Origin of the sequence: Kriegella aquimaris (assembly GCF_900103215.1) — a bacterium.
In the GTDB taxonomy this organism is placed as follows: Bacteria; Bacteroidota; Bacteroidia; order Flavobacteriales; family Flavobacteriaceae; genus Kriegella; species Kriegella aquimaris.
In genome coordinates this window covers 30,928-56,234 of record NZ_FNGV01000002.1, presented here as the reverse complement: position 1 = coordinate 56,234, position 25,307 = coordinate 30,928, and the positions used below count along the sequence as shown (strand labels likewise).

At 42.8% G+C, this 25,307-nt stretch carries 16 protein-coding genes; 13 read left to right on the top strand and 3 right to left on the bottom strand.

What is annotated here, in order from left to right; all coding sequences use genetic code 11:
• The first annotated feature begins 12 nt into the window (after positions 1 to 12).
• The 7 genes from BLS33_RS05400 to BLS33_RS05370 all read left to right on the top strand — a co-directional run bounded on the left by BLS33_RS05400 (position 13) and on the right by BLS33_RS05370 (position 7,493).
• Entirely contained in the window at positions 13 to 1,041 is a 1,029-nt protein-coding gene (locus BLS33_RS05400; RefSeq protein WP_089886337.1) for a cobalamin-independent methionine synthase II family protein, read from the top strand.
• Positions 1,038 to 1,883: an MBL fold metallo-hydrolase gene (locus tag BLS33_RS05395; RefSeq protein ID WP_089886335.1), complete on the top strand. Its 846-nt coding sequence runs from the start codon at positions 1,038 to 1,040 to the stop codon at positions 1,881 to 1,883. The genes BLS33_RS05400 and BLS33_RS05395 overlap by 4 nt, the downstream gene beginning before the upstream one ends.
• 112 nt (positions 1,884 to 1,995) lie before the next feature.
• Complete coding sequence (locus BLS33_RS05390; protein WP_245731297.1) at positions 1,996 to 4,935, top strand: PVC-type heme-binding CxxCH protein; 2,940 nt, start codon at positions 1,996 to 1,998, stop codon at positions 4,933 to 4,935.
• Positions 4,936 to 4,952: 17 nt separating this feature from the next.
• Entirely contained in the window at positions 4,953 to 5,825 is an 873-nt protein-coding gene (locus BLS33_RS05385; RefSeq protein ID WP_089886333.1) for a sugar phosphate isomerase/epimerase family protein, read from the top strand.
• Between the two features lie 243 nt (positions 5,826 to 6,068).
• A complete protein-coding gene (locus BLS33_RS24800; protein ID WP_176801338.1) occupies positions 6,069 to 6,245 on the top strand; it encodes a hypothetical protein in 177 nt (58 codons plus the stop codon).
• Positions 6,246 to 6,292: 47 nt separating this feature from the next.
• Positions 6,293 to 7,177, top strand: coding sequence for a phytanoyl-CoA dioxygenase family protein (locus BLS33_RS05375; RefSeq protein ID WP_089886329.1), 885 nt, complete (start codon positions 6,293 to 6,295; stop codon positions 7,175 to 7,177).
• A gap of 82 nt (positions 7,178 to 7,259) precedes the next feature.
• Positions 7,260 to 7,493, top strand: a complete 234-nt coding sequence (locus BLS33_RS05370) for a hypothetical protein (protein WP_089886327.1) — start codon at positions 7,260 to 7,262, stop codon at positions 7,491 to 7,493.
• Positions 7,494 to 7,706: 213 nt separating this feature from the next.
• Here BLS33_RS05370 and BLS33_RS05365 read toward each other — a convergent pair whose 3' ends face one another.
• The 3 genes from BLS33_RS05365 to BLS33_RS05355 form a co-directional block, all read right to left on the bottom strand.
• Positions 7,707 to 11,234 carry a VCBS repeat-containing protein gene (locus tag BLS33_RS05365; protein ID WP_089886325.1) on the bottom strand — a complete coding sequence of 1,176 codons (3,528 nt, stop codon included), beginning with the start codon at positions 11,232 to 11,234 and terminating at the stop codon, positions 7,707 to 7,709.
• Positions 11,235 to 11,433: 199 nt separating this feature from the next.
• Positions 11,434 to 12,930: a RagB/SusD family nutrient uptake outer membrane protein gene (locus tag BLS33_RS05360; protein WP_089886323.1), complete on the bottom strand. Its 1,497-nt coding sequence runs from the start codon at positions 12,928 to 12,930 to the stop codon at positions 11,434 to 11,436.
• A gap of 18 nt (positions 12,931 to 12,948) precedes the next feature.
• Positions 12,949 to 16,137: a SusC/RagA family TonB-linked outer membrane protein gene (locus BLS33_RS05355; protein WP_089886321.1), complete on the bottom strand. Its 3,189-nt coding sequence runs from the start codon at positions 16,135 to 16,137 to the stop codon at positions 12,949 to 12,951.
• Between the two features lie 319 nt (positions 16,138 to 16,456).
• Here BLS33_RS05355 and BLS33_RS05350 point away from each other — a divergent pair, with 319 nt between their 5' ends.
• The 6 genes from BLS33_RS05350 to BLS33_RS05325 all read left to right on the top strand — a co-directional run bounded on the left by BLS33_RS05350 (position 16,457) and on the right by BLS33_RS05325 (position 25,304).
• A complete protein-coding gene (locus BLS33_RS05350) occupies positions 16,457 to 17,392 on the top strand; it encodes an amidohydrolase family protein (RefSeq protein ID WP_089886319.1) in 936 nt (311 codons plus the stop codon).
• Positions 17,389 to 18,555, top strand: a complete 1,167-nt coding sequence (locus BLS33_RS05345) for a PKD domain-containing protein (RefSeq protein WP_245731295.1) — start codon at positions 17,389 to 17,391, stop codon at positions 18,553 to 18,555. The genes BLS33_RS05350 and BLS33_RS05345 overlap by 4 nt, the downstream gene beginning before the upstream one ends.
• 46 nt (positions 18,556 to 18,601) lie before the next feature.
• Positions 18,602 to 19,573, top strand: a complete 972-nt coding sequence (locus BLS33_RS05340; protein WP_245731292.1) for an RraA family protein — start codon at positions 18,602 to 18,604, stop codon at positions 19,571 to 19,573.
• Positions 19,574 to 19,628: 55 nt separating this feature from the next.
• Positions 19,629 to 21,020, top strand: coding sequence for a mandelate racemase/muconate lactonizing enzyme family protein (locus BLS33_RS05335; protein ID WP_089886316.1), 1,392 nt, complete (start codon positions 19,629 to 19,631; stop codon positions 21,018 to 21,020).
• Between the two features lie 54 nt (positions 21,021 to 21,074).
• On the top strand, positions 21,075 to 23,054 hold the full coding sequence (locus tag BLS33_RS05330; RefSeq protein WP_089886314.1) for a DUF8034 domain-containing protein: 1,980 nt from the start codon (positions 21,075 to 21,077) through the stop codon (positions 23,052 to 23,054).
• A 228-nt stretch (positions 23,055 to 23,282) separates the two neighbouring features.
• A complete protein-coding gene (locus BLS33_RS05325; RefSeq protein ID WP_089886312.1) occupies positions 23,283 to 25,304 on the top strand; it encodes a NosD domain-containing protein in 2,022 nt (673 codons plus the stop codon).
• Positions 25,305 to 25,307 lie beyond the last annotated feature (3 nt).

The window sequence follows — 25,307 nt, the reverse complement described above, 5'->3', positions numbered from 1 at the left end:
ACAAACCCTACCATGAGCAAAATTCCGATTAGAACAACCGTAATAGGAAGCTATCCTTTTCCAGGATGGCTTGAATTCGCGTCACAAAATCTCGATAAATTTGGAGCTGCAGATATAGAGGAAGCCATTGAAGATGCCGTTATTGCCGCCATACACGATCAAACGACCGCAGGTCTTGATGTTATCACTGATGGCGAACAGACACGTCTAGATTTCAATTTATCCTTTTATGGATTTATCAACGGTATTGAAAACAACCCCTCTGATACCAGAAAGTTCGGCCCTGCCGCACACGACCAACGAGGAAAAAACAATATCATTGGTGATTTGACCGCTCCGAACGGTCTGGGTGCAGTGAAGGAATTTGAAAGGCTCAAAAAACTGGCTCCGGCAGGCCCTACGCTCAAGGCTAGCATTCCAGGGCCCTATACACTTTCGGGCAGGCTGTTGCCCAACGATAAATATAAAGACCGTTTTGAGATAACCGAAGCTTTGTTGCCCATCATTAGTAATGAGCTCGAAGCTTTAATAGCTGCGGGGTGCACCGAAATTACGGTCGATGAACCTTCTATGAGCTGTTATGCCTATAAAGCCGATACGAAACGTTTTGTCGATATTTTTAACCGCACCGTAAAATCCATTAAGGGAAAATGCAACCTTAGTACACACCTTTGTTTCGGAAACTTTAAGGGTAGGCCTGTCGGTTATAGAAGCATTAAGCCTATGTTACCCGATTTTTTAGATATGGATGTAGATGAGATTCATGTTGAAATGGCCAATCGCGAATTTGCAGAAATCGAACTTTTGGCTCCCTTTGCCGAAAAAATGAACGTTGCCGTCGGAATCATCGATGTAAAAAACTATTATATAGAAACGGTAGCCGATGTGGTCGAACGCATCAACAGTTGTTTAAAATATGTGCCCGCGGAAAAGCTTTCCGTAGCTCCTGATTGTGGATTGAGCCAAACCGCCCGTTGGGCTTCACGACAAAAACTCATAAATATGGTCGCTGGAGCCAAAAAAGTACGTGAATCGTTATGAAAAATTTGATTCCCGCATTGAAAAAGGATGAAGCCCTTATTGCCGAAATGGATTCATTTCTTCATGAAAAAAAAGGCTTTCGTCTTTGGTGGCTGGGCCAAAGTGGTTACCTCCTACAATGGAACGGTAAGCGGGTGCTCATCGACCCCTACCTCTCAGATTCCCTGACCAAAAAGTATGCACAAACAGAAAAACCACACATTCGTATGAGCGAATTGGTGGCAAGACCCGAATTATTGCGGAATATTTCGGTAGTGACCTCAAGCCACAACCATACCGATCACTTAGATGCCGAAACCTTGGGCCCGCTTCTGAAAAACAATCCTCACATCAAATTTATTATTCCCGAAGCAAATCGTAGTTTCGTTATTAATCGGGTGCAATGTGATACGGACTTTCCCATAGGCATGAATGACGGAGATTCAATTTCAGTTGACGGTTTTACCTTTGTTGGTATTCCAGCAAAACATAATGAACTGGCTAGAGATGAAAATGGTAATTGCAAATTTATGGGCTTTGTCATTCAATTTGGTGATTATTCGATTTACCACAGTGGGGATACTTTGTGGTTCGAAGAAATGGATACATTGTTAACACCATTTGATATTGATGTGGCGATACTACCGATTAACGGGAACAACCCAGAACGCAAAGTTGCAGGCAACTTAAATCACAAAGAAGCTGTTGCATTGGGCAAGTCTATCAACGCAACATATGTTATTCCCTGTCATTACGATATGTTCAGCTTTAATACTGCGGATGTCAAAGATTTTATTTTTGAAGCCGAAGAAAAAAAGCAAGGTTATAAAGTACTCAAGGGAGGGGAGTGTTTTTCTGCTTAGCATGTTTTCAGGAAACGGCTTTCAGTAAAATTCTAGCTTTTTTGCCGCTAAGCAATCCTCAAAACCCAAATTACCCCATAGGGGCATAACCACCAATATAAATTGACGGACTATGAAAGTTTCCGAGCTCAGCAAATTGAAATTAAAAGGCTTTAAACAGCGTATGACTTTATTTGCTTTCGCTGTTGTCCTTTTGATCAGCATTATTTCCTGCACCGACAAAAGACTGTCGGATTACACCGTTCCCGAACTCGATTTTAAGACCATGGAAAATAATGGTTTCGTTGTTCCTGAGGGTTGGGAAGCTACGTTATGGGCCGAATCGCCAGCGCTTTACAATCCGACCAACATGGATGTAGATGCAAAAGGAAGAATTTGGGTCACCGAAGCGGTCAACTATCGTGATTTTAATAATGACCCTGAAAAGCGATTGCATTTCGAAAAAGGAGATCGTGTGATGATTTTAGAGGATACCGATGGAGATGGCATTAGTGATACGTCAAAAGTATTTGTACAAGACAAAGATCTGGTTGCACCCATGGGTATCGCCGTACTAGGAAACCAAATCTTTGTTTCCTGTGCCCCTTCGTTAATAGTCTATACCGATGAAAACGGAGATGATATACCCGATAAAAAGGAAGTTTTTTTAAAAGGATTTGGCGGATTGGACCATGATCATAGTCTTCATTCCCTCATTACGGGACCTGATGGCCGATATTACTTTAATACAGGTAACGCCGGTCCGCATAAAGTAACCGACAAGGCTGGATGGCAGCTGCGCTCGGGCAGCGTCTATACGGGTGGAACACCCTACAACGATAAGAACGAGCCTGCACAGGTTAGCGACGATGGGCGTATTTGGGTCGGAGGTCTCGCCTTGAGAGTAAAAAAAGACGGCACCGACTTGGAGGTTGTGGGGCATAATTTTAGAAACTCCTATGAAATTGCATTGGACTCCTATGGAAATATGTGGCAAAACGATAACGATGATCAAGTAGAAACCTGTCGGGTCACATGGATAATGGAGGGAGGCAATGCCGGATACTTCAACGCCAATGGCAAGCGTACTTGGCAGGCTGACCGAAAACCAGGTCAAGAAACCTTTACGGCACATTGGCACCAAGACGATCCCGGCGCAATGCCTGCCGGCGATAATACAGGTGCTGGATCCCCGACCGGGGTCGTAGTTTATGAAGGTGATGCTTTTGGACCAGAATATCGCGGCATGTTGTTAAGTGCCGATGCTGGCCGAAATGTTATTTTTGCTTATCAACCTTCAAAAAAAGGTGCGGGCTTCGAACTTAAAAGAAGAGACTTGATTACTTCGATGAAAGAATCAACTGAAGGTTATATTTGGAATGAAATTGACGGCGACAAGAGAAAATGGTTTCGCCCTAGTGATGTAGCTGTTGGCACCGACGGAGCCATCTATATTTCAGACTGGTATGATCCTGTCGTAGGCGGACATCAAATGAAAGATACTGTCGGCTATGGCCGTATTTACCGCCTTACACCCAAAGGAAAGCAATTAAAAAATTTAAAAATTGATTTGACCTCCACCAAAGGTCAAATAGCTGCTCTATTGAATCCAGCAATCAACGTACGGAATTTAGGCTTCGAAAAGTTGAGAAATCAGGGGGAAAAGGCTGTTCCTGAAGTAGCTAAAATTCTAGAATCCGACAATCCTTTGCATAGTGCTCGCGCAATTTGGCTCTTATCGCAATTGGGACCTCAAGGAACAGAAATTGTCGAAAACGTTTTAGAAAGTGAAGCGGACCCAAGGTTACGAATTGTTGCTTACCGAACACTAAAAAGTAGCCAAGATGACATTTTAAAATATGCGGCGATTGCAGCCGACGACCCTTCCGCTGACGTTAGAAGGGAGGTCGCCCTATCGCTCCGGGATGTGGCTTGGGATAAAAGTGGAAAGCTCATCAAAAAATTGTTCCAAAGCTACGACGGAAAGGACCCTTGGTACCTTGAATCATTGGGTATTGCTATGGATGGAAAAGAAGAAATGGCTTACTCCGAATTGCTTCCTGAACAACCAGTAAACCCTGTTGATTGGCCCGAAGAATTTGCTTTATTGGTCTGGAGGTTGCACCCTAAATCAGCGATTGTTGCTTTGAGGGAAAGGGCATTGTCCAAAAGTTTAGATGAACATCAAAGAAAAAAAGCGGTTGATGCCTTAGCCTTTATCAATGAAAAGGATGCGGTAACCGCCATGATAGCGATAAGTAAGGAAAGTGATAAAACCGCCATAAAAGAATTAGCTGATTGGTGGGTCGCCTTTCGAATGACCAACGATTGGCATACCTTATGGGACTGGCAATCGCAAGGTGAGGGAACTTTTGAAATTCCGACAGAAATTGCAACGCAGAAAGAAATTCTACTTGATGGTTCTAAAACGCTGAATGAAAGAATTGATGCCGGCAAACAAATGGCAGGCACATTAATTGGCGGACGCCTCTTAATAAACCTTGCTGCCAAGAATAAATTGTCCAAAGAACTAATCAATGCAGTCTCGGGTGCAATTTTCAAAAATCCGGAATTGGAAATACGTACATTGGCAAGCGAACATTTTGTACAATCTGGAGAAAAACCACTTTCCATTCCAAAAATATTGGCCTTAAATGGGGATAGCTCAGCAGGAGAAAACGTTTTTACATCCAAATGCGCAACATGCCATAAAAATGGAACGAGCGGTAACGACATCGGGCCTGATTTATCCTCTATTGGAGAAAAGTTCGATAAGGCCGCATTACTGGATGCAATCATTAACCCCAATGCATCTATCGTATTCGGCTATGAACCCGTAATGATAAAAACCAAAAGTGGACAGGCATTTTATGGTTTTCTATTATCAGAAGGGGAAACCACGGTTCTAAAAGACATGGGCGGCAAGCAAATAGTAATTGCTCCCGATGATATTGAAAGTAAAGAGGCAATGAAAACGGGCATCATGCCGAATGCAGCGGCATTGGGTCTAAAAGAACAAGACCTGGCAAATTTATCCAGCTTTCTATTGACATTGAAAAACAGCAGTCTATAATTGATAATAAGGGCCTCATGAACAAAAAATTAACCAGAAGAGACATCTTGAAATCATCAATCGGATTATTGGGGCTAAGCTATCTCGGAGCTTATGAAGCCTTTGCGTTTAATTCTTCAAGCCGATTTAACGTTGGCGCATGTGATTGGTCAATAAAACAGCATTCCAATATCGAGGCCATCGAAGTCGGCAAAAAAATTGGTCTAGACGGGGTACAGATTAGTTTAGGCACCTTGGACAACGACATGCACTTAAGGCAAAAGAAAATACAACAAAAATATAAAGATGCCTGTGAGAAAGATAACATGGCCATTGGCGGTATAGCCATTGGTGAGATGAACAGCATTCCCTATAAATCGGACCCAAGGGCCGAACAATGGGCCTCCGATAGCATTGACGTTGCAGAAGCCATGGGCGTAAAAGTAGTTCTGCTTGCGTTTTTTTCCAATGGCGATTTAAAAAATGACCCGGTCGGCACGAAAGAAACTATACGCAGACTCAAAAAAGTAGCCCCAAAAGCGGAAGACCATGGAGTTATTTTGGGTATTGAATCTTGGCTAAGTGCCGAGGAGCATATGGAAATTCTGGATGCCGTTAATTCCCCGAACGTACAAGTGTATTACGATGTTGCCAACTCTAATAAAATGGGATACAATATTTATGATGAAATCCGATGGCTCGGCAAAGAGCACATTTGCGAGTTCCATGCCAAAGAAAACGGATACCTTCTCGGCAAAGGAAAAGTAGATTTCGAAGAAGTTCGTAAGGCAATCGATGACATCGGGTACAATGGCTGGGTGCAAATTGAAGGGGCCGTACCTGAAAACGCCGATATGCTTGAGAGTTATCTCTTAAACAATAAATATATCAGGTCGGTTTTAAAAGATTAGACAACAAATAAATGCAGATTTACTCCTACTGATTCCATTTAATGAGATAAAGAAAAATGGCGAAAATGGAACTATTTTTATGATAACGCTAGTTATGATATTTACACATCGCCCAACTTTAATGTAGACCTTAATGTGGAAATATCAGATACTATTTTTACTGAACCTTAATCTTATGGAAGATTCCGTAATATGGTCTTTTCATACCTATTTGCAGAACCTGAAGAAGGAAACATTAGATTTATGAAGTCTCCAAGCGGTGCTGGAATAGGTAAACCTGCTTGGGACTTTCAGTATATCCTTCCTAATTTTGAGGCAGGGAAAGAATACTCTCTTAAATGGAGGGTGATTTACAAAAAATGGAGAGGTGAAAAAGATATAGAAAAGGAGTATCGGAGATGGATAAAAACATCAAAATAATCTACTCTAAATTTATGAAGGAATAAATTCGTATAAACCTATGAACAATGGCCAGAGCAAAAGATTTAGCAGAAAAACATAGGATGGTTTCCGATATGTTTAAACTTCCTAAATCAAAGGAAGAATGGGAACCCTATCGATTGACCGATGAACAGGTCGCACATTTTCATGAAGAGGGCTATGTTTCGGGTATTAAAATGTTGAACGATACCCAAATAGAGCTGTTAAGGAAAGATCTTGAGGAGATTTTAGATGCGCAACATCCGGCACACGAACTGTTCTATGAATTCCACAGTAATGAATCTACGGATCTGAATTCGGTGCTGTTCCATTCACTTGGGCATTGGCGCATAACTGAAGGGTTTCACGATATATTATGGAACCCTGCCTTCGTTATGGCCGCACATCAATTGTTAGCAAACAAACCAGTTCGCTTTTGGCACGATCAATTATTCTGTAAGCCTGCCAAACACGGGGGAGTGGTGGCATGGCACCAAGACTATTCGTATTGGACGCGAACTGTTGCTATGCAGCACCTGACCTGCTGGACAGGTCTTGATGATGCATCGATTGAAAACGGCTGTCTTCACTACATCCCAAAAAGCCATAAATGGGGATTGCTCGATGCCCCTGAACTTGCTGGGAACATGAATGGAATATTAGACTATTTAAACGAAGAACAAAAAGCTGATTTTAAGCCTGTACCCATTGAATTAAAAAAGGGATATGCCACTTTTCACCATCCATTAATGGTACATGGGTCCTATAAAAACGAATCTAATAGGAGCAGAAGAGCCTTTGTGCTCAACGTTTTTGCAGACGGAACCATTAGTAATACGAATGATGAGTTGTTGGCCGGTGTTCCGCCAATTCCAAAAGGAAATAAAATGGAGGGCAAGTTTTTTCCGCTACTCTTTGATGCTAAAATTTAGTTTATTGAGTTTCAACACATACAATCAAAACTAGTCCTAATATATAGTGTTTTTGGCTTTCTCGTAAGAAAGGGGGAATATCATGGATTTAGCAAACATCAACACCTTGCGAGAAAAAGGTTTGCTATTTCTAATGAAATGGAGCATTTTAAACAGTATTATGAGAAGAAGTAAATTTTCACCCGTGCATAACGCAAAGGCCTTAAAGGAGTTCGATAATGGTAAAAGTGTCGAGCAGAATCAGTCGGAAAATGGCGTAGTTAGGCTGCCCCAAGGTCACATCGATAAGGTAGTCCACGTTCATAACTTTTTTTGATGTTACAGCAGTCCTTTAATCTCGCAGAGCGGCCCCACCACGTTTTCGTTTTCTTCCATAGTATTTCTTTTTTTGGGTTTTGCCCAAAGTAGAGGTATGCTTACCGCCAAAGGAAATCTCTAGGATTCTGCAACGTTAAACATTGGAGGTAGATGAGTCCGTTTGGTCACAAACCTATGGGCTCCCTTGACACTTTAAGATATCGCGCCAATGCTATTGATTGGGTAGGTTTATACTTCTTGAATTGCCCGCTCGATTGTAAATAACGACAGAATCCATAGAAGGAGAAATCAACATGTCATCGAGTGATTGGGAAAGATATCCCTGACCAAGATAACGTTCAAATTTACTTTTAACGCCGTTGTTATAGTAAATGTTCGCCCAAACATCGTCCGGTCTTAGTGGGAATCTCGAAACTTCTGAATCCAAGTCGGACTTAAAAACACGCAGACTATCCGAATTCACTGAAGCAATTAGAAACCTGCTTCTATCAGTTACCCATCCTGCTAAAGCTCTAGCCTCTCCTTCGATTAAAAAACCAGATTTACCTCCTTGAACAGCTCTAAAATTACCGTTTCCATCACCACTTAGATAAAACCCCTTTGAGGTGTTATTCCAACCCGAAATGACTTCCATTTGAGAATTGTTCCCCACTCCAATTACATCGGGATAACCATCGGCATCAAAATCACCGATTTCAAAGCCGAATACTGGAGAAAATTGGGCCTCGATAGGGAGTGCCGTTAAAGAAAATTTACCATTGCCCAAATTTTCGATATAAGCTGATGAAAAGTAATTGGCCTCCATGACCACCATGTCGTCAGTATTGAAAGTTTCTAAAATCCTGCCGATATCTGCTTCGGCATATTCCCTATAGGAGGGAAATGCCTTGTTGATTATTGGCAATTGATCAATTAAGGCCCTTCTTGGTGCAATGGGATATTCCATCTCTCCAATATACCGTGTTATAATAGCATCCAAAGTTGAGTTGTTGTCAAAGTCTTTCACGTACATTCGAATAGGACGTTCTTCAGTAGCTTTTAAGAAATTGTTTTTTCCCAAATTGCCTACTATATAATCGATATCACCATCAAGATCTATATCGCAACCGACAATACTATTCCACCAACCTTTGTAAGTATTGAGTCCGTTTTCAACTTCCTGTTTTTTTAAAGAACTCCCAGTATTTTCAAAAATGGTTATTGGCATCCATTCACCGGCGACTATTAAATCAGAATCCCCATCGTTATCAAAGTCCGTCCACAATGCGGCACTTAACATTCCCACCGAATTCAATTGGGGGGCCAATTGTGATGTTACATCATAAAATCTGCCTTTCAGGTTTTCCAATAAATAATGTCTAGGTGCCGTTGGAAATTTACCAGGAACAATTCTTCCCCCTATAAATAAATCTAAATCTCCATCCTTGTCAAAATCGGCAGCCGTTACAGTAGAACCGCTGGATTCGATTTTGGGCAGCGCATCTTCGGCTAGTTCAAAATTACCGCTCCCGTCATTGTAATACAATCGATCTTGGTAATGCCCTTTTTCAAAATACTTGACCGAACTACCCCCACTTACCACATAAAGATCTAGATCATCGTCCTGATCTGCATCAAAAAATAAGGCTCCCATGTCTTCATAGAAATCAGAATCCGCTAATATTTTAGAGCCAAATGCACCATTATCTTCCTGAATGAAAAAGGTTCCTTTTTGCCCCCTTCCCCCTCCAATGTAGAAATCCTTATACCCATCTCCGTTGATATCGGCAATCGCTAGGCCCGGTCCATTATTATCATATTGCTGCAATAACAACGGCTCGTGTCTAAAATCACCGGCGACGTTATCCTTATGCAGATAAAGTGTGTTTATTTGCGTCGTTACCTCATTGAAAATATGCTTGTTTTCAAGCATTGCTTTTGAGGGGACTACGCGATTTTTTCCATATTGAAAGTCGAGTTTTGTACCAGCACTAATATTTGTACCCACCTCTTCTTTGCCATCGGGCCATGTGATTTTCAGAGAATCGATTTTTCGATTGCTTCCGAGCCCTATGTGTATACCAAGTTCAGAAGAGGACATATAGCCACGAACAGGGTAGTTTTCGTAATACCTAACACTCCCATCTGGCAAGGTTGCAGTGATTTTTGCACCAATGGCTTCCATGTTACCGTTTTTACCCAATAATTTGACCACCACACTTTTGTTGGTATTGTTTAGTTGATCAGTATTGTTTTTATAAATCGAGGCCGAAGCGTTTAGATTGTTCACTACTAAATCAAGGTCTCCATCGTTATCCAAGTCGGCATAAGCAGATCCGTTCGACATGGTTGGCTGATCCATTCCCCAAGCTGTCGTTTCGTCTTCAAAATGAAGATTGCCTTTGTTGGCGAACATATAATTGGGCAAACAGATACTATCTAAATTAACAAGTCTTTTGAGCAGGCTATTGATGGCCAACTCCCCAGAACCCTTTACAAAGAGATTGCTTTGATCCGTATATTCGATAAAATCCTGATTGGTAATATCCCTCCGAAAACCATTGGTAATGTAAACGTCCTTAAGACCGTCGTTATCAAAGTCTGCAATTAGGGGAGACCAGCTCCAATCGGTCTGATACAATCCCGTCAAACGCCCCACTTCACTGAAGCTATATTTTCCATCGGCATCCGCGCCACGATTTATCTGCAATGTATTTCTAATGAACTGGGGTGAAAACCCGTTTTGAAGTGTCCTTTTAAAGTATTCATAATTCATTTTAGCCGTCATCGTCTTTTGCCGATAATTTCCTTCCGGCAACATATCTAAGACTAGGATATCAGGCAGCGCATCATTGTTAATATCGGCTATATCAATGCCCATCCCATTTAGGGAGCATTGCTTTAGATAGTCCCCCAGCTCATTGGTAAAAGTTCCATTTTTGTTATTAATATATAACAGGTCGTTTCCAATATAATCGTTGGCTACGTAAATGTCCGGCCAACCGTCTTGATTAATGTCCAATATGGCCAATCCCAAGCCATAACCCTCAACTGTGATGCCTGCGGAATCTGAAACATTTTTATACAACGGATGTCCAGTGACACTGTTTATTCCCATATTCTCGTATAAACGATCGGTGCTAGGACCTTTGCCGTCTTTAAAGGTTTCCAATTTGCTTACTTGGGCGTACGATTCGTTGGCATGCTGCATTATATAAAGATCAAGATCGCCATCACGGTCATAATCGAAAAAGGCGGCTTGCGTCGACATACCATCATCGGCAATACCATAAGTTTCGCCAGATTCGGTAAAAGTGAGGTCACCATTGTTTATAAACAACTTATTTGTTCGGTTTTTTGCATCGACATCCCCACCGAAACAAAGATAAATATCCTTCCATCCATCTTGGTTTACATCAACAATCGAGACTCCGCTCGCCCATTGATGCGTGGTTATGCCCGCATTTTCGCTGATGTCCTCAAATGTAAACCCTCCTTTATTGATATAGAGTTTGGAAGAGACCATGTTTCCCGAAAAAAAAATATCGGAAAAGCCATCATTGTTGAAATCCGCTACCCCGACTCCACCGCCTGAATAGATGTACGGAAAATTAAAAAAATGCACGGAATCTGATTCCACAATTGTGTTGGAGAAATAAATACCTGAGCGATCAGGTGTTATAAGCTCAAAAATTGTTTTTTCTTTCTTACACGAAATGAAAGACCAAGCGAGAAGAAAAACTATAATAAAACGTTGCATGAATAAATCATTTGTACTGGTTTTTCTTGGTCATCTTTAAAGTCCTCCTATTGCCTTTTCTTTCGATAAGAAACATAGGCACTTTTCGAACAAAAAAAAGAGAACAACCATATCCCAAAGATAAAGTCTGGCTTTTGATTTGCCAGGCTTTACCTTTAAAATACTGCTGTCTTAGATATTCCGTACTGATTAAAATTTATCAAGGATATTGCGTCAAATTGGGCATCAAATCGAGTTCGGCAGTCGGTACTGGCCAAAACTCATGGGTACCTTGAACGTATCCGAATGGTGATAGTACCTCATTGGCTATGCCCCAACGTTGCAAATCGTAAAAACGGTGCCCTTCGAAGAGCAATTCTTTTCGCCGTTCCGAACGGATAAGCTCACGAAGACTTGCTTGATCCGTTTCTGGTGGTTCTGGAGGTGAGATTCCGGCTCTTTCCCGAATTTGGGTAATAGCCCATACCGCCTCTGTGGTACTGGCTGCCTCATTCTGCGCCTCTGCATAGTTCAGCAGTATCTCTGCATAACGTAATATCAAAAAATTAACTTCATAGTTATTGACCTGGGTCATATCCTTTCCTTCAGGAAGCCATTTGCGGGTACTGGCATTATGAAAATATGTGGGTCTCATAGTTCCGGTACCGAATTCTTCCTGTTCTCCCTTACCGACATCGATCATATCCGGAGGGTCTTGTCCAAGCAATAATATACTAGCTTTCCGCCGCACATCATTAGGGTCTGTAAATTGTTCGTAAGAGCTGGGGCTGGGAGAAAACCAATTTGCCCAACCATGTACCGGGCTCCACATCACAGAATAAAAATTTTCAGAATTTCCACTCCAAAAGGCAGGTGCTTGACCAACGGACTGGAATTCGAAGAGAGACTCTTCACTATTTTCCATAAGACCATTAAAAAGGTTTACATAATCATCACTGGCTACCAGTTTATATTTGTTCTGATCGATAACCTTTTTGGCTGCAGCTGCTGCGTCATCCCATTTGGATTGATACAAATAAACTCTGCTCAATAAGCCGTTGGCCGCTCCTTTAGTCACCCTACCTACCGGGTCTGATGCATTTGGCGGAAGCACATCTGCTGCATCCTTAAGGTCTTGTTCCATTTGCGCATAAATAACGGCACGGTCTGTCCGTCCCAATTCGGCGTATTCCTCCCTTGTCAGTACTTCCGCTGAAAAAGGCACATCTCCAAAAGCCGTTACCAGGTTGAAATAATATAGCGCCCTAAGAAATTTGGCTTCAGCGGCAAAACGATCCTTTACGCCAGCATCCATGTCTATTTCAGGTAATTTTTCAAGTAGAATATTGGCCCTGAATATACCCTTGTAGGCATCGTACCATCTGGCCGTCGAAAAAGGATTGTCTGGAAACCATCGAAAATCACTTGAGGCTCTAAAATAAGTACCGTAGTCTCCGTTATCCCCCGTTAGTTCTAGGATATCATCACTAGGGCAGTCACCCAAAACGTTTATCGCCTCTCGATATAACCCTTTTGATCCTACGATGTCATAAACTGCAGTTAATGCCTGTTCGGCGTGTGTTGCATTTTGGAAAAAATTTTCATCGACTACACCGTTCTTAAAATCTTTAGTCACAAAATCCTCATCGCAAGAAAGTAAGCAAAGGAGTGCCACCAAACTGGATGCCCATATTTTGAAGTTTGTTCTATTTTTCATATCTGTACTTTTTTCAATTTAAAATCCAACATTAAGACCTACTGACCACGTCTGTACTTGAGGGTAGAGATCGTTGTATATACCGGCAACGGCACTATTGCCTTCGTCAAGGCCTACTTCGGGATCTATTCCAGTGAACTTGGTCCAAGTTAAAACGTTTTGGCCCGATATATAGATTCTTGCGTTTGACATTCCCACTGTAGATAGTGGTTTTGATGGCACATTAAAGCCTACTTGTAGTGTTCTCAAACGTAAATAGGAACCGTCTTCGACCAAGTGATCGCCCAAAATAGTATTTTGGTTTGGATCCTGCACCTGCGGCCTTGGAATCGAGTTGCTAGTACCTGGCCCATTCCAAGCATTTACGACCACGCTACTCTTATTAAATGCTCGCCCAGAAGCTTCTATATTGGAACGGGCAATGTTAAAAATATCGTTGCCCTGCACACCGAAAAATTGTAACGACAGATCTACTGCCTTGTATCTGAAATTTCCGCCAAATCCATAAGTAAAATCAGGTACCGGACTTCCGATAATTTCCTTGTCATCGTTGGTTACCCTGCCGTCACCATCAAGATCACGCCATTTAAAATCTCCGGGGCCTGTTCCTAAATTTTGATAAGGTGTATCAGGATTACCATCGATGGCGTTTGCAGCATCGACTTCTTCCTGGGTTTGAAACAGGCCTTCGGTACGTCTTCCTAGAAAGACACCGAGAGGTTCCCCCGGTCGAATAACTACTGTGGCACCCGATCCTGAATAGGAGAAAGCGGCAATCTCATCACGGCCTCCCAAGTCGACCACTTCACTGTTAATTGTAGATAAGTTTGCACTGAAATCATAGGTAAAATCGTCTTTTCCGCCTTGATAACCCAACGAGAATTCAAGGCCTTTGTTGACCACCTCCCCAACGTTATCGACCGTTTCATTCAACCCTGACACCCCTGCAAGTGGCAAAACAAGTAACATATCGGTGCGCGATCTGTCATAATATTCCCCAGTAAAAGTTAACTTTCCGTTGAAAAAACTGGCATCTAACCCAAAGTTATACTCCGTCGCCGTTTCCCATTTTACATTAGGATTGGCTAAATCTTCCAGCGCGGCCCCCAGGGATGATACCCCGGTTTCATTTCCAAATGCATAATCAAACTGAGTGTTCAATCGCGCCAAATACCTGAAGTTACCGATAGCATCAGATCCTACTTGGCCCCATCCACCCCTTAATTTTAAATCTGTTATAGTACCATCAGGGTTCCAAAAATTCTCTTGGGAAACCCGCCAACCTAAAGTAAATGAAGGGAAAACCCCGAATTTGTTGTTCGGCCCAAATTTGGAGGACCCATCTCTTCTAACAGCCGCTGTTAACAGGTATTTATTGTCGTAGTCATACGTCAGCCTTCCGAACAAAGAGGTCAAGGACTCTTCTGAACTAGCACTTGTGGTTTGATCCTGAACCGCTCCTAGTACGATTTCCGTAAAAACATCAGTATCATAACTTGCGTTAGCCCTTAGTTCGTTGTATTCCGACGCTTGGGAAGAACCCCCAACGGTAGCCACAAAATTATGCTTTCCAATGCTCCCCGAATATGTCAACGTATTTTCCAAAGACCAAAAGAAGGAATTAAATCGGTTTTGGGTAATATTGGAAAGACCGCCTGAATTCAGAAGACCCTCTTCCCAAATCGGGGTGTAACTGTATACCCTATCATTTGAAATATCGGTGGAAAAGGCACTTCTAAAAACCAATCCTTTTAGGGGGGTAAGTTCCAAATAAACATTGCCGAGAAGGCGATCCGTAATATTCTCCCTTGTAGGTAATTCATATTGGGAAAGCGGGTTTCTGGTCCTTTCCAACCTCAAATCGGTTGGCCCGCCGTATCCTGTACTTGTCGATGGATCATAGATAGGAGTAGTTGGTATAGCTTGGTAAAGGCTTGTAAAGGCACCGTGAATAAAGGTTCGGTTACCCGCATTGTTGTCAAATCTCGACCCTCTACTGAACGCAAGGCTATTGCCGATTTTAATCCCTTTTGTAATTGTGTTGTCGGTATTTACTCGCACCGAAAACCTTTTTTGAAAGGTTTCAAGCATAATACCTTCGTTGTCGAAGTAGTTAAGGGAGGTATAATACCTGTGGTTCTCAGAACCACCGCTTACGGCCAATTGATGATCCGTAATCCAACCTGTATTTACCACGGCACCCAAATAATCGGCCCCTTTGCCCAACGCCGCCGGATCCGTAAACGGGGCATCTTCGCCTGCAGCGGTAAAGGCCAGGTTCATGTTTTCGGCAAATTGCTCGGCATTCATAGGAGGGGGAAGGTTACCAATTGGTTTCTGAAATCCGCCGTATACATTATATGTAACCTTAGGCTTTCCGACTTGACCTCGTTTTGTAGTGATCAATACCACTCCATTTGCAGCTCTCGCCCCATAAATTGCTGTCGAAGCAGCATCTTTAAGTATGTCTATTGTCTCGATATCATTGGGGTTTATACTTACCAATGGGTTTGAATTCTCGCTGTTACCCGATGGCACAACTACTCCATCGATCACGTATAACGGGTTGCTGTTATTAATAGATCCCACGCCCCTAATTCTAACGGCAATGCCACCACCAGGTTGACCACCGTTTGATGAGATATATACGCCAGGCACCTTGCCCTGTAGAGCGGCATCGAAAGTAGGCGACTGTACCTTGGCAAGTTCCTCTGCCTTGACCGATACAATGGAGCCACTGACATTTGATTTCTTTTGTGTGCCGTAACCCACCACCACGACTTCATCCAATTCGGCTTGTGAAGCTACGAGTTGTGCATCGATGTTGCTTTGCCCATTTACCGCTACCTCTTGGGCGGCATATCCTATATAGGAAAACTCAAGAATAGCATTCGCATTCTCGACAGCAAGGGTATAATTGCCGTCAAAATCGGTCTGTGTACCGTTCGTGGTGCCTTTTTCAACGACACTGGCGCCGGGTAGTGGCACACCCGAATCATCGGTCACAGTACCTGAAATTTCCTGCTGCACGGTCCCATCAATATTCGATACATGTTCTGATGTAGTTAAACGAAAAGCCTCGGTTGTGTTGGCATGCAAAGCCGTAGAAATAAGCAGCATAGCAAGCGTAATAAATTTTAATGGTTCGTAATGGGGATAATTTAAGCTATCCTCACAACTACGAGAGAAGGAAAGTTGATTTTTCATGTTGGCTGAAATAATTTAGGAGGTTAAAGTTGAAAATATGCATCTGTTAATAATTTCGTCACGTGTAGCTGTCAAATACATGCATTGGCTAATTGGATATGGGGGAGAGAAATTACCAACAAGCCAAAATAAAGGAGACACATGTAATTTTATGTATATTTCCAAATGTATATAGAAGTTTTTAATTATAAAAGAATATTTTTTTTATATTCATACTGTTTTAATTATATATTTATACATAATTTAATTATTTAACAATTTTAAATATATTCTTCAATTTAAAAACCTAGAAAGATAGGTGCTCAAAAGGCCATTTTCCATGAAAAGAAGAATATTTTCCACAAACTTCATAGGTGTTTCCGTAGGCACACTATGTATTCCATCTGTAATGTGGGCAAGCGAAAATAATGATGCCCGATTTGGAAAAATACCTAAAACGGATACACATGTACATCTGTTCGATTTGGAAAATTTGTCTTATTCCTGGCTGAAAAACTCTCCTAAAATCAACCGTAATTTTGATTTGCAGGATTATAGAAAGGCTACGAAAAAATCGAATATCGGAAAAATGGTTTTTATGGAAAGTGGGACGGATGCCGGTTTAGGGCTCAAAGAGGCTACTTTGGTAAGCAAACAGGCCCTATCCGAACCGAGAATTAAAGGAATAGTGGCCAAGGCAGACCTTATGCAAGGGCCTCGCACGGAAAAGGTGCTGGAGCAGCTTTGTGAGCTCCCTTTAGTTAAAGGCATACGAGCAGGCTTTCCTAAAGATGCGGCCACTTCCAATGCCTTTTTGAAAGGCTTTAAAGCATTGGCCGATCGCAAGCTAAGTTTTGATCTGTTACTCTCTCCGTCTCTTATGGTCGAAGCGGTTGAAGTGGCCAGGAAATTCCCTGATACCAATTTTATACTCGATCATATAGGCAATCCGAACGTTGCGGATGCAGATACTACACAATGGCGCAATGGAGTTGAAAAACTAGCGGAACTGCCCAACGTAAACTGCAAAATTTCTGGTATTATTACCCGTTTCGGGAAGGATTGGTCAGTCGAAAAAATCGAGCCCTATATCTTATATGTCATCGAAAAATTCGGGATGGATCGTCTCGTCTTTGCAGGAGATTGGCCTGTAGTACTAAGAGCCGGTTCCTATATAAGCTGGTCCAGAGCCTTTGAAAAAATAACCGGTCAGTTTTCCGATGAGGAATTGCACCACATATACCATAAAAATGCAGATCGCATCTATAAATTATGAAAAGGCAAAGCGATTTGAACTTTTGGGAAGCTAATATGGCTAAGGTTCTTTTCCTATGGTTTTTCATAGGAAATATCTCCATAACAAACGGCCAGTTAAGCCCTACCTACAATACGGCAAGAGCGGGGAAAATATTTCAGGTTTTTCAATTCCCCAGAAATCAAATTCCAAGAATCGACGGGAAGAAATACGATTGGGCAATAGTGCCCACAAACTACACTTACGCTACTGATCTTTTAAACGATACCGAAGACGGTATGGGAACTGATATCGACCCCAAAGACCTAGACGTAAAAGTGACCATTGGTTGGGTCAAGGGCTTGAACCGCATCTATTTTCTCTACGAGGCCTATGATGATTTTTGGGATTTTGAACGTTTCAACCCCGAGGGTTATATGAACGATATTTTTGAATTGGTAGTGGATGGCGATTTGTCCGGTGGCCCTTTTATTCAAAATCCCTTATATGATACAGAGCAGCTAAAATGGCAACCTCAAACCCCTTCTTATATAGAAAACCATTTTAATTTTAGTGGTGTACATGCGCAGAACTACCATATTTATACACCGCCTGTAAACAATGCATGGGTATTGGTGTGGGGGAGCCAACCATGGATTTCCGAGTTTCCGTATGCAAACCATGCATATGACTACAATTTTAAACATGGCGAAAGTGGTACTTTGGTTTTGGAAGGATGGATTACCCCATATGACTATGCACCTTACACAGGACCTAAAAATGCCGTGGAGTCAAAGCTAAAAGAAAATAAATTCATCGGTCTTTCATGGTCCATATTGGACTTTGATGGAGGAAAAAGGGAAGGCCATATCAATCTCTCCCACAATGTCGAAATGGTTAAAAATGCCTCCTATCTGTGTGCATTTCAATTGATGCCTTTGGAAAACGAATTTTTGGAGCCCATTAAAGCATCATGGTCGTACGAGGTTATCGACGAGGAAAAGGGAATAGTGGCCTTCAAAGATGAATCAATCGGAAAGATTGATAAATGGACTTGGGATTTCGGCAATGATGATAGCTCGACGGAACAAAATCCGATTTATCGTTTTAAAGAAAAAGGGGTGCGTAAGGTTATTACGCTAGAAGTCGAAGGGCCAGAAGGCAGCTCCAAACGTACCCGGTATTGGGAAGTGATGATTCGTTAATACCTTCCTATTTTCTAATTACGATAGTATTAAAAATATTGATTTTTTGAACTCTATTTTTTTAACCTTAATAATAGCGACCATGCGAATGCCATTGAAATATTTGCTGTTTCTTGTTCTATCCGTTTGTTTTTCGTTCTCGACAAATGCGCAATCTATTAACATGCCCAAAGAACGATTGATTGCACTTACACCGGAATGGAAAGGCGAACGGTTCGATGATGGCCGTCCAAAAGTAGCTATGGATATCGTCGAACGAATGAAGGCCATATCCTTGGAACAGGTCTGGTCGGTTTTACGCAATCATGGGTATATGAATCAATTTGCCGGAGAATGGAAAATGATCCATGAAGGCCAAGTCATGTCGGGCCGTGCCCTCACAGCACAATATATGCCCAAACGGGTAGCTGTCAGGGAGGTTCTGGAAAAGGAGGGTGAAACGGAAGGTAGAAGCGGCGATATGGTCAATTGGCCTATAGGCGAATTGGTCGAAGGCGATCTATACGTCGCCGATTCCTACGGCAAAGTAAATGAGGGCCCAATTATCGGCGACAATCTCGGTGTCTCCATTTATGCCAAATCAAAAAACGGGGTAGTCTTCAATGGGGGTTTGCGGGATTTGGAAGGCCTGGAAGACATTGAGGGGTTCAATGCCTTTGTAAAAAGCTGGCACCCCTCCTATCAAATGCAAATGATGCTTACGGGCATCAATGTTCCGATTATTATCGGTGAGGCTACCGTAATGCCCGGCGATGTAGTATTGGCCAAAAGGGAAGGCGTCATCTTTATACCTCCACATTTGGCAGAAGAAGTAGTACTTAAAGGCGAGTTTATAGCTCTAAAAGATGAATTCGGTCACCTATGTCTACGTGAACAACGCTATACATCCGGAGAAATAGATGGAGCTTGGAAGGAGGAAATCAAAAAGGATTTTTTGAAATGGCTGGACGCCAACCCTTCCAAAATAAGGATGTCTAAAGCGCAATTGGATGATTTTTTTAAGCAACGAACTTGGTAAGAACTAGCTAAATCCTATTGGCGTTACTTCAATTATAATTATAAAATTTTAGAAAATGAAAAAAATGAACCGCCGCTCTTTTGTCTCCACATCGGGGGCTGCACTTTTGGCTAGCATGGCTCCCTCTTATGCAAAGGGAGCAAATTACGGTCCTTCCATGATCTCCTTGGATGGCAAGAACCTTTCCTCGCCGGTAGACCGGGCGAACCGCACCCATCCTGCCGAAAATTTGGAACGTGAAAATATCACTATTACTGATATTAAGGTAACCCCCTTGTCGTATACACATGATGGTGATTACCTCTGGCGCTGTGCAGGCCTCTACGTGTGGAAGGCAGATGCCGCCCTCGTTCAAATATTTACGAACAAAGGCATTGTAGGCATTGCCGAAGGAAGTCCCTATCGCGGTCCGGACAAATTAAAGGAATATACGAATAGGTATATTACTCCAATGTTGAAAGGGGCAAATGTTTTCGATGTTGATTTTCTATGCAATAACCAAGGCCATAGTCACGTGGCCCAAGGTGCTTGGGCTGGAATAAACAACGCTCTTTGGGACATTATCGGAAAGGCCAAGGGCCAACCGGTCTACAAACTGCTTTCGAATGATGAAAACCCGTCCAATAAGGTAAATATCTATGCAAGTGGCGGCGTAAGCCATGCATGGTATGACAAAGGGGATGAGGACCTGATAGCGGAGGCCTTGCGATACAAGGCAGCTGGCTACGATACATTCAAGTTCCGCAATGGTACTTCCTGGAAGTATAGCAAGATGACCATGCCAAAATACATTAAGATTTTGGAACGATTGCGCAAAGCCGTTGGTCCCGATTTTAAATTGGTCATCGAAAAATTCCCGTGGTCGTTCGATACCATTATAAACGAATTATGCCCTGCATTGGAAGACCTTAAATTTTATTGGTTCGAAGAACCAGTAAGCCATACCGACCCCGCCGCTCTTGAGAAGCACATTGCCATCAACGAGGCCATGCCCTCCGTAATGGTATCTGGCGGAGAAAGCTGGTGGAATCGCTATCAGGTAGAACCCTATGTAAAGGCTGACGCAATGAATATCATTCAAACAGATGCCAATCTCTCCGGTATGTCCGAAGGCTGGTATATTGGGAAAACAATTCACGAAAACGGTCAAAAATATTGTCCTCACAATTGGGTTGGCGGGCTTACCACTATTGCCAATATCCATTTGGTGGCAGGCGTACCTTCCGGCCATATGTGCGAGCTTAACCAAACATATAATCCCTTGAAGTGGGAAATCTTTAAAGATCCTTACAAGATTGAGAATGGGGTATTGACCATTCCAGATAAACCCGGATTTGGAGTAGAAATTATTGAAAATATCGAAAAGAAATTTCCTTTTGTACCCGGGCCATATTACAAGGAAAATCCCGTTTTTAAAGGATTAGGGCTACCAATTTGGTGGAGCTAATGAATTGTCGATGCCATTGAAAAGCGGCACGCGTTTTTATAAAGCAGTATAGTTGTGACATATATCCAAAATTTATCGATAGCCATTCTCGGTCTCTTTTTTCTAAAAAGCTATGGACAAGTCGAAAGGGAACCAATTCCCGTCATAGAAGCAAACACAATCGAATCTCCCCCCGATTGGGCGATTATGCAACGGAAATTAGTGAAAGCCATGGAAGAAGCGGGAGACTTTTATTGGGACCGTTTCACGCATGAAGGTGGCAGCACGATTGGTGAAGGACCTTATGACGATCTCTATGAAATGTTCTATAACTGGCCCGATTTCTATATTGTTGGTGCACACCAGCGATTTTATAAAAGGGCCTTGGCTGCATACAACGGAATTACCCGAACCAATACCCCTTATCCTCCTGATAAGGGAGACTATCATCATCGGTTATATAAAGAGTTTCCGACCCATGACGATTTTTTTCATATTAGTGAAGGCATGACACTTTTTTACAACTTGGCCCTAGGAAATCCGTCCATTCCAGAAAATGTGGCCCGAGCAAAACGGTTTGCCGGATTTTATCTCAATGAGGATCCTGAAGCTCCAAATTTTGATGCTGAGCATACGCTTGTTAAATCGATTTTTACGGGAAGCAAGGGGCCATTGGCCACCTCAAGCGCTGTCTACAATTTGAGGTATGGACATGCGTCTCTCTATCCGATTGTGAAAGACTTGGATCCCGATTGGCATGAAAATCCGGCTCGCGCATCAGAAATACAGAGGCTATACGATAGTATAACTACCCGAACCGATGTGCCCGTAAACCTTGGAATAACCGGTCTGATAACCAATGCCTATTTATATACAGGTGAAGAAAAGTACAAAAAATGGGTCTTGGATTATGTGGATACATGGATGCAACGTATTGAACGGAACGATGGTATTTTGCCGGACAACGTAGGCCTTGACGGCAAAATCGGTCAGTACCGCGACGGCCAGTGGTGGGGTGGTCTCTATGGCTGGTACGGTCGATATGGCGTTATGATGATGTACGCCTCCATGAGCGTGGCCTCGGAATGTGCCTATCTTGTTTCTGGTGATGAAAAGTACCTTGGCCTTGTGCGATCGCAAATCGATCAGTTGCTAAAGCGAGCACAAACCACTAAGGAAGGTCAGACCTTGGTGCCTTATCGAAGAAACAAAAAAGGCTGGCACAGCTATAGGCCGATGATGATACGTGATATGGTACACCTTTGGCACGCATCTATGAACGATGCCGATCGGCATCGCATCGAACAAATGCATAAAGGACATAAATTCCGTCCATTGAATATGGAGGGACTATGGGGGAAGAATACACTCGACCACTTGGACAAGGAAAAATACGAACCAGGCGAACCCTTTGACTGGAGTAGGGAAATGGTACAAGGCGATCGCACCATGGGAAAAAGTGAATATGCCCGTTTTATGTTCTATACAGGAGAAAACCCCGATTGGCCACTGGAAGCTCTCAAGGCCGATTTTCAGGAAATGACGAACCGTATGGAGTTGATGCGAAACGATACACGAAAAATATCAGAAATCACTGGGGACGATACCTACCCTAACAACCCGATACTGATAAAGGCTTTGCAACAAACTACAATGGGAACACCGCAGACCATTTATTTTGGGGGACTGTTACGTGCTACGGTTCGTTATTTTGACGTAGACCGAAAACGACCGGGGCTTCCAGAAGACGTCTCCGCATTGATCGAAAAATTGGAAAAGAATAAGTCAACAGTACACCTCATTAACCTCAGCCCTGTTCACAAACGAAGACTATTTATTCAGGCAGGTGCTTTTGGCGAACACCAATTCACCGATGTTGTATTTAGTAAAGCCACAAAGAATGATGATGGCACTTTTTCAACGGAAGGCCGAAAACAATCGATTAATGGAAAATATGTTGAGGTTGTGATGCCCCCTGCAAGTTCCATTCAATTGCATTTGGGAATGCAACGTTTTGTAAACAAGCCATCTTATGATTTTCCGCCAATGGAGTAAAACCCATGGTCCACGTTTCATTAGATTCAGAATTAGTATAAATATATGGCAATCGGATAAATAATATAGGCTCTATTTTCAAACGGCTAGTATCTAGCTATTTCGGTATGGCCCTAAAGGTGAAAAACGAAAAATCATCTCGCTTCTCTTTGGGGTAAGCGAAGCTTACAGAAGGAGATTAAAAAGGAGGCGTTCAATTTTTATTTTTAAATATAAAATTCAAGTAAAATGCGAAAACATTATTTTCAAAAGGAAGACCTAAGTAAAATAACCCGTTTTAAGAGAAGTTTGTTGCAAAACCTAAGTGCAGGAGGGTTCATTACCATACTCTTTCTTGTCCCACAGCTTTCACAAGCCCAGAACAAGGTACAAGGCGAAAAGTTTATTGTCGAACCACCAACACTTGAAAATTTGGGGTTCGAGTGGTATATCGATGGTGATGATAACCGTAATGCTACAGTAAAGGTCGAGTATCGAAAGGCGGAATCGGGCAATGAGTGGAAAGAGGGAATGCCGCTCCTAAGAATCGGGGGGGAACATATCGAAAGAGCGGGAATCGATTACACGACCCCACATATGTTCGCCGGAAGTATTCTGGACCTCAACATCGGTACCGGGTATGAGGCCCGCTTTACATTGGAAGATCCTGATGGGGTCGATGGGGAAGCCGTTAAAGTAGTCATTGTTGCCACACGTGCCGAGCCCAAGGCCTACCGTGAAGGAAGGGTAAGACATGTATATTCCCAATACTATACCGGTGAGAAAGAAGAACCGAACTACCCGGGCCTGGTTTCTGCCTACGGCGGTTCAACCCACACCAAGGGGGATTGGTACGTCGTAGCCGAAGATCCGGTCCAGCCCGGGGATATTATTAAAATACATGGAGGACTCTATCAGGCTCCCCTTCTAAACTATCCCGATTGGAACAATATCCCATTCGATGGAACATATTGGTTCACGCAGAAAGGCACTGCCGAACGCCCAATCGTAATCGAGGCGGCAGGGGATGGCGAGGTCATCTTTGATGGTGCCGGAGCCCTCAATCTATTTAATGTCATGGCCACCGACCATCATACTTTTCAAGGGCTTACTTTTAGGAATGTCGACAGGGTTTTCGAAGCTGGTAGGAAGCATCTGGCAGGGGCAAGTAATTTAACGGTACGGAATTGTCGTTTTGAGAACGTCGGTGAGGGCATACGAACAGAATATGCAGGTTCAAAGAACTTCCTTATCCAAGACAATGTTATCCTTGGTCGCGACGACCGTTACAGATTGTACGGTTGGGCCGCTCATCGGGAGGGCCTAATTCCTTATGGAACGCACCTAATGGATTCTTATTATGGCATCAAAGTGTACGGATCCGGGCACGTAATCGCCTATAATTCCATTGCATTCTTCCATGATGCCATTGGTATATCGACCTATGGCACTCCTGAGAAAGAACAGGAATTAAAAGCAGTGTCGAACGATATTTACAACAATGACCTACACCTGTTGGTCGATGACTTCGTCGAGGCGGACGGAGGTGTGCACAATATTCGTGTCATGCGGAATAGAGGTGTAAACACTGCACAGAGCGGAATAAGTGCCCAACCCGTATTTGGTGGTCCTGCCTACTATATCAGGAATGTTCTCTATAATATAAACAAGGGAGGGGCACTCAAAATCCATGGAGGGGTGCCCGGCCTCACAGCCTATCATAACACATTCATTGCGGAAAACAACGGTGGTGGAGCACACCCAAATTCGAACTACCGGAACAATTTGTTTCTTGGTTCTGACGGGCCGACATACATTGCCAAATTTCCCTATACAACTACCTATTCGGTAGCTGATTACAACGGGTATCGGCCAAATCAAGGTCCTGAGAGTCTTGAAAATCAATATAGATGGTTGTCACCCAATGGGGAGGAAGTAGAATTTAAGACATTAAAGAGCTTAAGCAAAGCCAGTAGTCTTGAAAAGCATGGTATAATGGTCGATTATGATATTTTTGAGGATCTTCAGAAACCGGTCCAAGCACCGGTAGGCACACCGCTGGGTGATATGCCAGGTCCGGTTTATCATGCAGTAGACCTTAACTTTAAACTTAACCCTAAGGGAAGGGCGGTTGATGCCGGAGTCATTATTCCAAACGTAAATGATGGCTTCAATGGAAAGGCACCGGATTTGGGTGCACTCGAAGTAGGCGGTCCAGCTGTTATCTACGGAGCGCGTTACCTTGACCCCGGTCAAGAGTTCTACCGCTAGTGA

Excerpts from the sequence above, each read along its gene's own strand:
- BLS33_RS05400 (WP_089886337.1), top strand. The coding sequence starts at position 13 with ATGAGCAAAATTCCGATTAGAACAACCGTAATAGGAAGCTATCCTTTT.
- BLS33_RS05395 (WP_089886335.1), top strand. The coding sequence starts at position 1,038 with ATGAAAAATTTGATTCCCGCATTGAAAAAGGATGAAGCCCTTATTGCC.
- BLS33_RS05390 (WP_245731297.1), top strand. The coding sequence starts at position 1,996 with ATGAAAGTTTCCGAGCTCAGCAAATTGAAATTAAAAGGCTTTAAACAG.
- BLS33_RS05385 (WP_089886333.1), top strand. The coding sequence starts at position 4,953 with ATGAACAAAAAATTAACCAGAAGAGACATCTTGAAATCATCAATCGGA.
- BLS33_RS24800 (WP_176801338.1), top strand. The coding sequence starts at position 6,069 with ATGAAGTCTCCAAGCGGTGCTGGAATAGGTAAACCTGCTTGGGACTTT.
- BLS33_RS05375 (WP_089886329.1), top strand. The coding sequence starts at position 6,293 with ATGGCCAGAGCAAAAGATTTAGCAGAAAAACATAGGATGGTTTCCGAT.
- BLS33_RS05370 (WP_089886327.1), top strand. The coding sequence starts at position 7,260 with ATGGATTTAGCAAACATCAACACCTTGCGAGAAAAAGGTTTGCTATTT.
- BLS33_RS05365 (WP_089886325.1), bottom strand. The coding sequence starts at position 11,234 with ATGCAACGTTTTATTATAGTTTTTCTTCTCGCTTGGTCTTTCATTTCG.
- BLS33_RS05360 (WP_089886323.1), bottom strand. The coding sequence starts at position 12,930 with ATGAAAAATAGAACAAACTTCAAAATATGGGCATCCAGTTTGGTGGCA.
- BLS33_RS05355 (WP_089886321.1), bottom strand. The coding sequence starts at position 16,137 with ATGAAAAATCAACTTTCCTTCTCTCGTAGTTGTGAGGATAGCTTAAAT.
- BLS33_RS05350 (WP_089886319.1), top strand. The coding sequence starts at position 16,457 with ATGAAAAGAAGAATATTTTCCACAAACTTCATAGGTGTTTCCGTAGGC.
- BLS33_RS05345 (WP_245731295.1), top strand. The coding sequence starts at position 17,389 with ATGAAAAGGCAAAGCGATTTGAACTTTTGGGAAGCTAATATGGCTAAG.
- BLS33_RS05335 (WP_089886316.1), top strand. The coding sequence starts at position 19,629 with ATGAAAAAAATGAACCGCCGCTCTTTTGTCTCCACATCGGGGGCTGCA.
- BLS33_RS05325 (WP_089886312.1), top strand. The coding sequence starts at position 23,283 with ATGCGAAAACATTATTTTCAAAAGGAAGACCTAAGTAAAATAACCCGT.